Raw genomic sequence first — 12,914 nt, 5'->3', positions numbered from 1 at the left:
TAACTCCCCTTCCGACGAACTACGCTCGGGCCCCATGAGCGACCAGCACAGCTTCGAGACCCTTGCGATCCACGCCGGCAACACGGCGGATCCCCTCACCGGCGCCGTGGTCCCGCCGATCTACCAGGTGTCCACGTACAAGCAGGACGGCGTCGGCGGACTGCGCGGCGGCTACGAGTACAGCCGCAGTGCCAACCCCACCCGCACCGCGCTGGAGGAGAACCTGGCGGCGCTGGAGGGAGGCCGGCGCGGCCTGGCCTTCGCGTCGGGCCTCGCCGCGGAGGACTGCCTCCTGCGTACGCTGCTGACCCCCGGCGACCACGTGGTCATCCCGAACGACGCCTACGGCGGCACCTTCCGGCTGTTCGCGAAGGTCGCCTCGCGCTGGGGCGTGGAGTTCTCGGTCGCCGACACCTCGGACGTGACCGCGGTGCGGGCGGCGCTCACCCCGCGTACCAAGGCGGTCTGGGTGGAGACGCCCTCGAACCCGCTGCTCGGCATCACCGACATCGCGGCCGTCGCCGGGGTGGCCCGCCAGGCCGGCGTCCGGCTGGTCGTCGACAACACCTTCGCGAGCCCTTACCTCCAGCAGCCGCTCTCGCTCGGCGCCGACGTCGTGGTGCACTCCACCACGAAGTACATGGGCGGCCACTCGGACGTCGTCGGCGGCGCGCTCGTCACCGGCGACCCGGAGCTGGCCGAGGAGCTGGCGTACCACCAGAACGCGATGGGCGCGGTCGCCGGGCCGTTCGACGCGTGGCTGGTGCTGCGGGGCATCAAGACGCTCGCGGTCCGGATGGACCGGCACGACGAGAACGCCACCAAGGTCGCCGACCTGCTGACCCGGCACCCGAAGGTGACCCAGGTCCTCTACCCGGGGCTGCCGGAGCACCCGGGCCACGAGGTCGCCGCCAAGCAGATGAAGGCGTTCGGCGGCATGGTGTCGTTCCGCGTCACCGGCGGTGAGGAGGCGGCGGTCGAGGTCTGCAACCGCGCGAAGCTCTTCACGCTCGGTGAGTCGCTGGGCGGGGTGGAGTCGCTGATCGAGCACCCGGGCCGGATGACGCACGCGTCCACCGCCGGCTCCCTGCTGGAGGTGCCGGCCGACCTGGTCAGGCTGTCCGTCGGCATCGAGAACGCCGACGATCTGCTGGCCGACCTGACGCAGGCGCTGGGCTGACACGGCTCCGCCCGGCGGCCGGGACCGCCCCGGCCGCCGGACGGCGTGCGTGGTGACGTCAGACAGCGGCCTTCTCGTCCTCCAGGGATGCCCGGATCTGCTCGCGCATCTCCGGACCGTCCGTGTGCTCGTGGACCGAGACGGCGTGCTCGGCGGCGGCGCGGACGACTTCGTCCTCCTCACCGGAAATGGTGAGTGTGCAGTTCGAGACGCTCGGATACTTACGGCAGTCGGCGACCTTGCGTGTCATGGCGGGCCTCCTCGACTCGCGAGTGCAGGCACTTCCAGCGTAGATCCGACGGCGCGGACGAACCGGCCGGGAGCGGCGGTCAGCCTTCCTGCACCGGCTGGCTCGCCGCCTGCCTGGCCGCCAGCGAGCCGTTGAACCGGGTCAGCAGGGCGCAGAAGGTGTCGCGCTCCTCCTCGGTCCAGCCGTCGGTGACCTGGGACATCAGTTCGCGCCGAGAGGCGCGGACCTCCTCCAGACGGGACTGGCCGCGCGGCGACAGCTGCAGCACGACGGCGCGCCCGTCCTCCGGATGCGAGGTGCGCTTGACCAGTCCGGTGTCGACGAGCGGCGCGACCTGCCGGGTCACGGTCGAGGAGTCGATCCCCATGCCCGCGGCGAGCGCCTTGACGCCCATGGGGCCTTCCACGTCGAGCCGGTTGAGCAGCAGGTAGGCCGCCCGGTCCATCGAGTTGCGGACCTGGCCGACACCGCCGAGGCGGGTCTGCTCGGCACGGCGGGCGAAGACGGCCACCTGGTGCTGGAGAGAGTCGAGCAGGTGGTCCGTTCCCGGATGTCCGGGGGTCGCGCCCCCGGAAGGAGACGCAGCAGTCGTCATGTCCTGAGGGGGCATGGCCGGGGGCTCTCTTCGTGCGAGTGTCGGATGGGTGGGGGACAGAGTACGCGGCCACGGGGCAACGTGTACCAGCACTGCACAAACCTGTGGACACCACCGCAGGCCGCCATGAGATGCGACGGCTTCGGCCGCTCCGAGCTGCAAGACTTGCTGTCATGACCTTCCGTACGTCAGGACCCTTTCCTCCGCTGATCCTCGACGACGTCCGAGGGGCGCAGAAGATGCTGTCCGGGGTCGCCAGAACGACCGGGATGGAGGGCAGCCGTCATCTCAGCTCCCTCGTCGGAGCGCCGGTCCACCTCAAGTGCGAGAACCTGCAGCGCACCGGGTCGTTCAAACTGCGCGGCGCGTACGTACGGATCGCGGGGCTCAGCCCCGTCGAGCGGGCGGCCGGGGTGGTGGCCGCGAGTGCCGGAAACCATGCGCAGGGTGTCGCACTCGCCTCTTCGCTGCTCGGCGTACGCTCCACGGTCTTCATGCCGGTCGGCGCGCCCCTGCCCAAGGTCGCCGCGACCCGGGAGTACGGCGCGGAGGTCCGGCTGCACGGCCACGTCGTCGACGAGACGCTCGCCGCCGCCCAGGAGTACGCCGAGGAGACCGGGGCCGTCTTCATCCACCCCTTCGACCACCCGGACATCATCGCGGGGCAGGGCACCGTGGGCCTGGAGATCCTCGAACAGTGCCCCGAGGTCCGCACGATCGTCGTCGGTGTCGGCGGGGGCGGGCTCGCCGCGGGGATCGCGGTCGCGGTGAAGGCGCTGCGCCCCGACGTCCGTGTCGTCGGCGTCCAGGCGGCGGGCGCGGCCGCCTTCCCGCCCTCGCTGTCCGCCGGGCATCCGGTGGCGCTCGGCTCCGTGCAGACCATGGCCGACGGGATCAAGGTGGGACGCCCCGGCGATCTCACGTTCCCGCTGGTCCAGGAGCTGGTGGACGAGGTCCGCACGGTCTCCGAGGACGAGCTCTCCAGCGCGCTGCTGCTGTGCCTGGAGCGGGCCAAGATGGTCGTCGAGCCCGCCGGCGCGAGCCCCGTCGCGGCGCTGCTGAGCGATCCGGAGTCGTTCCGCGGGCCCGTCGTCGCCGTGCTGTCCGGCGGCAACGTCGACCCCCTGCTGATGCAGCGCATCCTGACGCACGGCATGGTCGCGGCGGGCCGCTACCTCAGCCTGCGGCTGCGGCTCACCGACCGGCCGGGGGCGCTGGCCGCGATGCTCGCCACGCTGTCGGTCGCCGACGCGAACGTGCTCGACATCAGCCACGTACGGACCGATCCCCGGCTCGGGCTCACCGAGGCGGAGGTGGAACTGCACCTGGAGACCAAGGGTCCGGAGCACTGCGAGGAGGTCGCCTCCGCGCTGCGCGCCGCGGGTTACCTGGTACGGACCTGAGCGGCGGTTCCCGTAAACCCGTTGCCCATCGCGATATATCGCGATACCGTGCATCGCCGAACAATCCGGTGTTCCCGGCCCGGAGGGACCGGGAACCCTACGATCCGTTCAGGAACGCACGCGGAAGCAACTGGGGGAATTTCGTATGCCAGGCGCCATTTACGCCGAAGGCCTGGTGAAGACCTTCGGCGATGTACGAGCACTGGACGGCGTCGACCTCGACGTACCCGAGGGCACCGTCCTCGGGCTGCTGGGTCCCAACGGCGCGGGCAAGACCACCGCCGTACGCGTCCTGACCACCCTGCTCCAGCCGGACAGCGGGCAGGCTGTCGTGGCGGGCATCGACGTCCTGAAGCACCCTGACGCGGTGCGCCGCTCGATCGGCCTCTCCGGCCAGTTCGCGGCCGTCGACGAATACCTCACGGGCCGCGAGAACCTCCGGATGGTCGGGCAGCTCTACCAGATGAGCGCCCGGGACGCGAAGAGGCGGGCCGGCGAGCTCCTGGAGAGGTTCAACCTCGCCGACGCGGCCGACCGCACCGCGAAGACGTACTCCGGAGGCATGCGCCGGCGCCTCGACCTGGCGGCGGCGCTCGTCGTCTCGCCGCCGGTGATGTTCATGGACGAGCCCACCACCGGGCTCGACCCGCGGAACCGGCAGCAGCTGTGGGAGGTCATCGAGGAGCTCGTCGCCGGCGGTACGACGCTGCTGCTGACCACGCAGTACCTGGAGGAGGCCGACCACCTCGCCCACGACATCTGCGTCATCGACCACGGCAAGGTCATCGCCCGCGGCACCTCCGACCAGCTCAAGGCCCGAACGGGCGGCGAGCGCGTCGAGGTCGTCGTGCACCAGCCCGACCAGATCGGGCCCGCCCGCTCGGTGCTCGCCGCGTACGGCAAGGGCGAGATCTCCGTCGCCGAACACACCCGCAAGCTGACCGTCCCGGTCACCGGCGGGGCCAAGCTGCTCGCCGAGGTCATCCGCGACCTCGACGCCCGGGGCGTGGAGATCGACGACATCGGGCTGCGCCGCCCCACCCTCGACGACGTCTTCATCTCGCTCACCGGCCACACGGCCCAGCTGGAGCAGAACGGCGAGAACACTTCGACCGAGGCCGCAGAGGGCCGGAAGGAGGACGGGCAGTGAGCGCCGTCATGGACGCGAAGAACCCGGCACCGCTCAAGTCGCGCGGGGCGCTCAGCCGCTCGGTGGCCGACTCCCTGGTGATCACCCGCCGCAACCTGATCCGGATGAGCCGGATTCCGGAGATGCTGCTCTTCGGGGTCATCCAGCCGGTCATGTTCGTGGTGCTGTTCACGTACGTCTTCGGCGGCTCGATCAGCATCGGCGGCTCCACCGACCCGCAGCTGTACAAGGAGTTCCTGATGGCCGGGATCTTCGCGCAGACCGTCACCTTCGCCACGGCGGGCGCCGGTGCGGGTATCGCGGACGACATGCACAAGGGGCTGATCGACCGCTTCAGGTCGCTGCCCATGGCGCGGGGCGCCGTCCTCACCGGGCGGACCCTCGCCGACCTCGTCCAGACCACCCTCACCCTCGTGGTGCTCGCCGGGGTCGCCCTGATCGTCGGCTGGCGTACCCACGAGAACATCGGCAAGGTGCTCTGCGGCTTCCTGCTCCTGCTCCTGCTCGGCTACGCGTTCTCGTGGATCGGAGCCCTGATCGGCCTGACCGTGCGGACCCCGGAGGCGGCCACCTCCGGCGGGCTGATCTGGCTGTTCCCCCTGACGTTCATCTCGAACGCCTTCGTGCCGGTCACCGGCATGCCGACGTTCCTCCAGCACGTGGCCGAGTGGAACCCCTTCAGCGCCACGGTGGCCGGCGCCCGTGAACTCTTCGGGAACACGATGCCGGGCGTGCCGACTTCGGTCACCGGTGCGTGGCCGATGGAGCACCCCATCTGGGCCTCGGTCATCTGGTCGGTCCTGATCATCCTGGTCTTCCGGACCCTGGCGGTCCGTAAGTACCGCCAGGCGGCCGTCTGACGGCCGCGCGCTGCCCGGCGCAGGCCTCCGCCTCCGCCAGGTAGCGCGCCACCGGGCCCAGGGTCAGCATCCCGCTCGCGCCGCCGGCGTCCTCGTCACGGGCGTCGCGCAGTGCGGTCGCCGCGCGTGCGGCGGTCCCGCGCTCGCCGAGGAGGGCGGCGGCGTGGGCGGTCAGACACCACAGCGCCTCCTGCATGTGGTCGGGCGGGGGCTCGGGCACCGCGTCGAGGGCCCTCCGGGCCTCCTCGGGCCGGTCCCGGGCGAGCAGGACGAGAGGGCGCGCCCAAGGTGCGTACGGGCCCCAGTCGAGGCTCCCGTCGGTGGGCGCGGGCCGGTCGTGCAGCAGGCGCAGCCCCAGGAGCGCGAGCGGGAACAGACCGCGGTGCAGCCCCGGCATACCGGCCGTCCGCAGGGCGTCCTCCGCGGCGCGGTAGTGCTCCGCGGCCTCGGCGGCGGTCGGGCCGCCGGGTCCGGCACTGCGGGCGGCCGTGACCCGGGCCCGGAACCATCCGGTGAGGACGGGGACGAGGTGCGCCTCGGTCGTGGCGGCGAGCTGTTCGGCCGCGTCGGCGTGCGCGGCCGCGGCGTCGAGGTCACCGAGGGCCGAGGCGGACTGCAGGCGGACGAGCCGGCCGAGCACGGCGAAGTCCGGCAGACCGTGGCGGGTGGCCAGGGCGAGGATCTCGGCGCCGGTCCGGTCCCGCACGGGAGCGAGCCCGGGGCGGGTGAAGGACTGCAGGAACACTCCGTTGAGGGCGAACGCCAGCAGGGCGGGATCGGCCTGCTCCCGTGCCAGCGTCCCGGCCCGCCGTGCCGCCTGCCGGGCGCGCTCCAGCTCGGACCGGGACAGACCGGCGCTGCGGCTCTCGACGGCGATCGTGGCCAGGAGACGGGCGAGGAGGTCGGCGGGGCCGTCGGGGCCGAGCGCGGCGAGCGTGCGCTCGGCGGCCGCGACGACGGCGCGGGACTGCTCGGGGTCGTCGGCCCGGCTCCAGACGGCGGGCACGTCGTAGGCGCCGATGATCCGGGCGGTCAGGGCGAGGTCCCCGGTGCGTTCCGCCGCGCGGACGGCGGCGAGGCGGTCGCGCCGCGAGTGGACGAGGGCGTCACCGCCCGCCAGTGCGAGGGTGCGTGCCAGGTCCACGGTGGTGCGCGGGCCGAGCCGGACCCCGTGGCCGGTCCACGGGGCAGGCGCGGCGTCCGAGGGCTCGTGCCCGTTGAGGATGTCCGCCTCCAGCCGCCGGAGGCCGGCGCCGGGGTCGAGCCCGAGCTGACCGACGAGCATGGCACGGGCGCGACGCAGGGTGGCGAGCGCGTCGGCCTGGCGGCCCGCCCGGTGGAGCGCCCGGGCGAGCAGTTCCCAGGCCGGCTCGCGCCACGGATGCGCGGCGGCATGGGCGCCCAGTTCGGCGACGAGGGCGGCCCCCTCCCCGGAGCCGAGAAGGACGCGGGCACGCAGCTCCACGCCCTCCAGCCGCAGCTCCTCCAGCCGGGCCCGTTCGCGCTGCGCCCACAGGGAGCCCGTCACATCGGCGTAGGCGGGACCACGCCAGGCCGCGAGCGCCGCGCCGAGGCCCGTCACCTCACCGGGGCTGTGCCGGGCGCGGGCCAGGGTGTCCTCGAACCGGTGGACGTCCACGTCCTCGCGCGGCAGACGCAGCGCGTAGCCGGGGCCCTCGGTGACGAGCAGGCGTGGGGGCTCGCGGGGCGGCCGGTCGGGTTCGACGGCGCGGCGGAGCGCGGCGACGAACGTACGCAGGGCGCCCACGGCGCGGGCCGGCGGATCGGTCCACAGATCGTCGACCAGGGTGTCGGTGGTGACCATCCGTCCCTCGGCCGCCACGAGCCGGGCGAGCACCTCACGATGGCGGGGCCCGCCCAGGGCGACCGGGCTCCCGTCGTCGTGGAAGGCCCGCACGGCACCGAGCGCGTCGATTCGCATGCACCCATCCTCCGTGCCGGCGGCGGCGGCGCCCAACCGTACTGATCGGCTGCTGATCGCTGTCGCCCACGGTGGCCGCATCAGCCCCCGACCCGACAGGACGGTCCCTCATGACGCTCACCCTTCCCGGCTTCGACCACATCCGCCTCCCCGGTGCGGACGGGGTGGAGCTGGCCGCCGCGGTCGGCGGCAGCGGCACCCCGGTCGTGCTGCTGCACGGCTTCCCCCAGACCCACCTGATGTGGCGGCACGTCGCCGAGCGGCTCGCCGGCGAGCACACCGTGATCTGCCCCGACCTTCGGGGCTACGGCGCCAGCGACAAGCCGGAGGCCACCGGCCCCGACGTCTACGCCAAACGCGCCATGGCCGCCGACGTCGTCGCCCTGGCGGCGGCGCTCGGCCACGAGCGCTTCGCTCTCGTCGGCCACGACCGGGGTGCCCTGGTCGCCTTCCGTGCGGGCCTGGACCACCCCGAGACCGTCACACACCTGGGCATCCTGGATGTCGTGCCGACGCTCGACATGTGGAACGTCCTGCACGGCGTCCCGGCCGCGGTCGGGTACCACCTCTTCCTGATGGCGCAGCCGCCCGGTCTGCCGGAGACGATGATCGCCAACAGCGCGGACGCGTTCTTCGGCTCGTTCCTGGACGCCTGGGCCGCCGACCCGGCCGCCCTGCCGCCGGAGGTGCGAGCCGAGTACCTGCGGGCGAGCGCCGCGGCGGTGACGTCGATCGTCGCCGACTACCGGGCCTCCGCGGACATCGACGTCACCCACGACCAGGCCGATCTGGACGCCGGGTCGCAGCTGGCCATGCCCGTGACCGTCATCCAGCAGGACTGGGGCACGCGGCTGGGCTACGACGCCGCCGGGGTGTGGAAGGTCTGGGCGCCCGATCTCGACCACCGGCTGACCCGGGCGGGGCACTTCATGGCCGAGGAGGCACCCGACGAGATCGCCGCGGCGGTGCGGGAACTGCTGGCCCGCTGATCCCCTCGGCCCCCGGGCACGACGGAGCCCCGGCCGCACCCGCGGCCGGGGCTCCGTACGTGTGGGGCGGGTCAGCCCTGGTAGGGCTTCGCCGAGACGATCTTCACGGTGGCCTTCTTGCCGTTCGGGAGCTCGTACTCCGCGTCGTCGCCCACCCGCTTGCCGTTCACGCCCGTGCCGAGCGGGGACTGCGGGGAGTAGGTCTCGATGTCGGTGCTCGCGTACTCACGGGAGGCGAGCAGGAAGGTGACCGTGTCGTCGGGGTCGCCGTCGAAGGCGATGGTCACGACCATGCCGGGCTCGACCACGCCGTCGTCGGCGGGGGCTTCGCCGACCTTCGCGTGCTCCAGGAGCTGGGTCAGCTGACGGACCCGGAGCTCCATCTTGCCCTGCTCCTCCTTGGCCGCGTGGTACCCGCCGTTCTCGCGGAGGTCACCCTCCTCGCGGGCCGCCGCGATCTTGACGGAGATCTCCGTGCGCGCGGGACCAGACAGGTACTCCAGCTCCGCCTTCAGCTGGTTGTACGCCTCCGGCGTGAGCCAGGTGACGTTATCGCTGGTCTGGGTCACAGGGTGCTCCTCGTCGGTGCTGGGAATACAAAGCAACGCCCTACCCCAAGCATGCGCTGCCACGGGTGGGCGAAACAACGAGCCTAACAATTCCGCGCGAAAAGGGGGAGAAGGTAAAACGTCACACGCCCATCCACGCAGGTCAGCACCGGAGCGCGGGCATCAGGGGCGGCGCGCGCCCCGGGGCGCGGTCAGCCGGCGGCGCACCCCTTCAGTTCCACCGCCGTCGCCCTGGAGGTGGTGCGCAGGGAGACGACCTGGTCGATCCGCTCCGAGCGCTCGTCGAACCGGAAGTCCGCCCGGCCGACCTCGCCGCCGTCCTCGCTCAGGGCGCGGAGCGTGCAGTGCCCGTCGGCGTCCCGCTCCTTGCGGACCTCCAGATGGGCCTCGGCACGGCCGTCCGAGACGATCTTGGACTTGATGAGTTCGGCGCTGACGTCCTGACCGGCCACGTAGTCGTAACCGAACCAGCCGATCATGGCGAGGAAGAGCACGCCCAGCACGGAGCCGGTGATCCTCAGCTTGCGGTCCGCGCGCTGATCCTGCGACCGGCCGTAACGCCCCTCGGGCAAGGCCTCGCGTACCGCTGCCATGATCGTCCCTCCCGTGCCGGGGATCGAGGAATTTTCCACCCCCCGGTTCAGTCACTATAGAAGCCGACCACCGCGACCAATCACTGAGGACCGAGTCTTGACCGAGCAGCTGAGACTGATGGCCGTGCACGCCCACCCCGACGACGAGTCGAGCAAGGGCGCGGCCACCATGGCCAAGTACGTGTCCGAGGGGGTGGACGTCCTGGTCGTCACCTGCACAGGGGGCGAGCGGGGATCCATCCTCAACCCGAAGCTCCAGGGGGACGCGTACATCGAGGCGAACATCCACGAGGTGCGCAAGAAGGAGATGGACGAGGCCCGGGAGATCCTGGGCGTCAAGCAGGAGTGGCTGGGCTTCGTCGACTCGGGTCTGCCCGAGGGCGACCCGCTGCCCCCGCTGCCCGAGGGCTGCTTCGCACTGGAGGACGACGAGACGGCGGCGGGGCGTCTCGTCGCGAAGATCCGCGCGTTCCGGCCGCAGGTGATCACCACCTACGACGAGAACGGCGGGTACCCGCACCCCGACCACATCAAGACCCACACGATCTCGATGATCGCGTTCGAGGCGTCGGCGGACACCGAGAGGTTCCCCGAGGCGGAGTTCGGCCCGGCCTGGCAGCCGCAGAAGCTCTACTACAACCAGGGCTTCAACAAGCCGCGCACGCTCGCCCTGCACGAGGCCCTGCTCGCCCGCGGGCTGGAGTCCCCGTACGGCGACTGGCTGGAGCGCTGGAAGGAGTTCGAGCGCGCCGAACGCACGCTGACCACGCACATCCCGTGCGACGACTTCTTCGAGATCCGCGACAAGGCACTGATCGCGCACGCGACGCAGATCGATCCGGACGGCGGCTGGTTCCGCGTCCCGATGGACGTCCAGCGGGAGGTCTGGCCGACCGAGGAGTACGAGCTCGCCAAGTCTCTGGTCGATACCTCCCTCCCCGAGAGCGACCTCTTCGCGGGCATCCGCGACAATGCCTGATATGTACGCGACCCAGGCACTGACGCAGCTCGTTCCGCTCGCCGCCGACGAGCTCGACAAGAACAAGGTGACTCCCGGCGTTCTCGGCTTCCTCGTCTTCGCGGCGCTCGCCGTCGGGGTGTGGCTCCTGATGAAGTCGATGAACCGCCACATGGGCAAGGTCGACTTCGAGGAGGCCCCCGACCCGGCGGCGGAGCCCGCGGGCACCGAAGGCGCGGAGAAGGCGGGCGCCTCCGCCGCGGGGACGAAGGCGGCCGCTCCGGGCAAGGGCTGACGCCGCTCGGCCACTTCCCCCGCGGGGCGGGACGGAGGTGGCCGTGCCCGGCGGGCTCAGGCCCGGCGGCGCGCGTCGTCGAGATGGCGCAGCACGGCCGCGACCCGGCGGTCCGTACGGTCCGTCGGCGCCAGGTCCAGCTTGGCGAAGATGCTCCGGATGTGCTTGTGGACGGCGCCGTCCGTGACGAAGAGACGTGCGGCTATCGCCGTGTTGCCCAGGCCCTCCGCCATCAGTGCCAGCACATCGCGCTCGCGCGGGCTCAGCCGGTCCAGGTGGGCGTCGGGGCGGGTGCGTGCGAAGAGCTGCGCGACGACCTCCGGGTCGATGGCCGTCCCGCCGGCGGCGACGCGCTCCAGCGCGGTCAGGAACTCCTCGACCCGGCCGACCCGCTCCTTGAGCAGGTAGCCGAGCCCCGCGCTGCCCTCGGCGAGCAGGTCCGTGGCGAAGGCCTGCTCGACGTAGGCGGAGAGTACGAGGACCGGCAGACCCGGTTGGCGGCGCCTTGCCTCCACGGCCGCCCTGATCCCCTCGTCGGTGTGCGTCGGCGGCATCCGCACGTCGACGATCGCCACGTCGGGCCGGTGCTCGTCCACCGCGTCCAGGAAGGTGCCGGGGCCACCCGTGGTCGCCACGACGTCGAGCCCCTCCGCGCGCAGCAGCAGCGCGAGTCCTTCCCTCAGCAGCGGATCATCCTCCGCGATCACGATCCGCACGGCAGTTCGGCCTCCAGTGTCGTGGGCCCGCCCGGTGGGCTGGCCAGAGTGAATACGCCGTCGAGTGCCTCGACGCGCTTGCGGATGCCGGCCAGGCCGGACCCGCCGTGTTCGTCCGCCCCGCCGCGCCCGTCGTCGGTGACCCGGACCCGCAGCCGGCCGTCGTCGTGGCGGACCGCGACGGTGGCGTGCGCCGCCCCGCTGTGCTTGGCGACGTTGGTCAGCGTCTCCGCCACCACGAAGTAGGCGGTCGCCTCGACGGACGCGGCGAAGCGCCCGTGCACGTCGGCCTCGACCCGGCAGGGCACCGGGCAGTTGGCCGCCAGACCCGTGAGCGCGTCGCCGAGGCTCCGGTCGGCCAGCACCGGCGGCAGGATGGCGCGCACCACGGCACGCAGCTCCGCCAGTGCCTGCTCGGCGGCGCCCTGCGCACGTTCCAGGAGGGCGTCGGCGCCGGCCGGGTCACGGGCCACCGCCCGGCGGGACGCCCCGAGCAGCACGGTGACGGCGACCAGACGGTTCTGGGCGCCGTCGTGCAGCGCCCGCTCGATCCGCCGGAGCTCGGCGGCGTGCGCGTCCAGGGCGGCCGCGCGCGTCGAGGTGAGCTGGGCGACACGCATCACGAGGTCCGTGCCGGGCGGAGGGGCGAGCAACCGCCGCCCCGGCCATCCCTGGAGCCACGCCATACCCGGTACGACGGCCAGGGTGACGGCCAGCCAGCCGACGCCGAGCAGACTCACGGCGAAGGCACCCGGCCAGTCGCGCACCGTCCACAGGCCGATCGAGCCGGTGGCCTCCGCCGGCGGGACGAGACGCCACCACAGCGGGAACGACGCGTCGGTCACCGAGGTGAGGGGGAGCGTCATCCCGACCAGGCCCAGGGCCGTCCCCAGGACCGCGTGGGAGGCGACCCAGCCCACCTCGCGGCGGGTGGCCGGGTCGGTGAGCGCCTCGCGCAGCCGGGTGGGCCCGGGCCCACGGCCGATGATCTCGGGGCCCCACCGGGACAGCCGCGCACGCTCGCGGCCGGCGACGGCGCGCAGTGCCCGCAGGGTGCCGGGCACCAGGAGCAGCCCGACGCCGAACAGGCAGGCCACCGCGGTGAACACCAGCCACAGCAGCATGACCAGAGCGAGGATCGCCGTGCCGATGCCGCCGACGAGGTGCTCGAAGGAGTCCAGCGCGGTACGGGCCCGTGCGAGGACGTCCCAGGGGCGGGCCGGTCGCGGACCGGCCACCGGTGACGTGTCGTGTGCGGGCATCCCCACCTCCAGTGCGACGCCACTATGGCACCCGGCGCGGGGCGGGGGAGGGCCGGGGAACTTCGGTACAGCCTGCTGTACCCCCGCCCTCCCCCTGGCCGGATCGTCCGCCGCACGCGGCGTCCGTAGCGTCCTGTCCGTGCCCAACTCCC

General features: G+C 72.6%; 14 protein-coding genes. 7 read left to right on the top strand and 7 right to left on the bottom strand.

All coding sequences use genetic code 11. The features are described 5' to 3' along the window. Positions 1-34: 34 nt before the first annotated feature. Positions 35-1,180: a cystathionine gamma-synthase gene (locus ACZ32T_RS07180; protein ID WP_467365790.1), complete on the top strand. Its 1,146-nt coding sequence runs from the start codon at positions 35-37 to the stop codon at positions 1,178-1,180. A 58-nt stretch (positions 1,181-1,238) separates the two neighbouring features. On the opposite strand, the gene ACZ32T_RS07175 is transcribed toward ACZ32T_RS07180, so the two are convergent. Further along, positions 1,239-1,430: a DUF1059 domain-containing protein gene (locus tag ACZ32T_RS07175; protein WP_356712974.1), complete on the bottom strand. Its 192-nt coding sequence runs from the start codon at positions 1,428-1,430 to the stop codon at positions 1,239-1,241. 79 nt (positions 1,431-1,509) lie between these two features. Continuing rightward, positions 1,510-2,040, bottom strand: coding sequence for a MarR family winged helix-turn-helix transcriptional regulator (locus tag ACZ32T_RS07170; protein ID WP_467268246.1), 531 nt, complete (start codon positions 2,038-2,040; stop codon positions 1,510-1,512). 158 nt (positions 2,041-2,198) lie between these two features. On the opposite strand from ACZ32T_RS07170, the gene ilvA reads away from it, so the two are divergent. The 3 genes from ilvA (at position 2,199) to ACZ32T_RS07155 (ending at position 5,438) form a co-directional block, all read left to right on the top strand. Next, positions 2,199-3,428, top strand: coding sequence for a threonine ammonia-lyase (gene ilvA / locus ACZ32T_RS07165; RefSeq protein WP_467268244.1), 1,230 nt, complete (start codon positions 2,199-2,201; stop codon positions 3,426-3,428). A gap of 145 nt (positions 3,429-3,573) precedes the next feature. Further along, entirely contained in the window at positions 3,574-4,578 is a 1,005-nt protein-coding gene (locus tag ACZ32T_RS07160) for an ATP-binding cassette domain-containing protein (protein WP_467268243.1), read from the top strand. 8 nt (positions 4,579-4,586) lie between these two features. Beyond that, positions 4,587-5,438: an ABC transporter permease gene (locus ACZ32T_RS07155; RefSeq protein WP_467268394.1), complete on the top strand. Its 852-nt coding sequence runs from the start codon at positions 4,587-4,589 to the stop codon at positions 5,436-5,438. Here the strand turns inward: ACZ32T_RS07155 and ACZ32T_RS07150 are convergent. Then, entirely contained in the window at positions 5,383-7,380 is a 1,998-nt protein-coding gene (locus ACZ32T_RS07150) for a BTAD domain-containing putative transcriptional regulator (RefSeq protein WP_467365788.1), read from the bottom strand. The genes ACZ32T_RS07155 and ACZ32T_RS07150 overlap by 56 nt on opposite strands. A 110-nt stretch (positions 7,381-7,490) precedes the next feature. Here ACZ32T_RS07150 and ACZ32T_RS07145 point away from each other — a divergent pair, with 110 nt between their 5' ends. Next, the gene (locus tag ACZ32T_RS07145; RefSeq protein ID WP_467268239.1) at positions 7,491-8,369 is read left to right on the top strand and encodes an alpha/beta fold hydrolase; all 879 of its coding nucleotides are present in this window, start codon (positions 7,491-7,493) and stop codon (positions 8,367-8,369) included. Between the two features lie 71 nt (positions 8,370-8,440). On the opposite strand, the gene greA is transcribed toward ACZ32T_RS07145, so the two are convergent. Together greA and ACZ32T_RS07135 are read right to left on the bottom strand one after the other, a co-directional pair. Beyond that, complete coding sequence (greA, locus tag ACZ32T_RS07140; protein WP_033297886.1) at positions 8,441-8,938, bottom strand: transcription elongation factor GreA; 498 nt, start codon at positions 8,936-8,938, stop codon at positions 8,441-8,443. Between the two features lie 191 nt (positions 8,939-9,129). Then, the gene (locus ACZ32T_RS07135) at positions 9,130-9,531 is read right to left on the bottom strand and encodes a DUF4307 domain-containing protein (protein ID WP_467365786.1); all 402 of its coding nucleotides are present in this window, start codon (positions 9,529-9,531) and stop codon (positions 9,130-9,132) included. Between the two features lie 97 nt (positions 9,532-9,628). Between ACZ32T_RS07135 and mca the strand changes: the two genes are divergently transcribed. Together mca and ACZ32T_RS07125 are read left to right on the top strand one after the other, a co-directional pair. Then, complete coding sequence (mca, locus tag ACZ32T_RS07130) at positions 9,629-10,510, top strand: mycothiol conjugate amidase Mca (protein WP_467268234.1); 882 nt, start codon at positions 9,629-9,631, stop codon at positions 10,508-10,510. A 1-nt stretch (position 10,511) separates the two neighbouring features. Further along, positions 10,512-10,784, top strand: coding sequence for a hypothetical protein (locus ACZ32T_RS07125; protein ID WP_467268232.1), 273 nt, complete (start codon positions 10,512-10,514; stop codon positions 10,782-10,784). 56 nt (positions 10,785-10,840) lie between these two features. Here ACZ32T_RS07125 and ACZ32T_RS07120 read toward each other — a convergent pair whose 3' ends face one another. Then, complete coding sequence (locus tag ACZ32T_RS07120) at positions 10,841-11,500, bottom strand: response regulator (RefSeq protein WP_467268230.1); 660 nt, start codon at positions 11,498-11,500, stop codon at positions 10,841-10,843. Further along, positions 11,488-12,762: a sensor histidine kinase gene (locus ACZ32T_RS07115; RefSeq protein ID WP_467365784.1), complete on the bottom strand. Its 1,275-nt coding sequence runs from the start codon at positions 12,760-12,762 to the stop codon at positions 11,488-11,490. Before ACZ32T_RS07115 ends, ACZ32T_RS07120 begins: the two co-directional genes overlap by 13 nt. Positions 12,763-12,914: the final 152 nt, after the last annotated feature.

It is taken from the genome of Streptomyces sp. NPDC023573 (genome assembly GCF_055559735.1).
The sequence above is the reverse complement of the archived record's forward strand: the minus strand, read 5'-3'. Positions and strand labels throughout refer to the sequence as shown.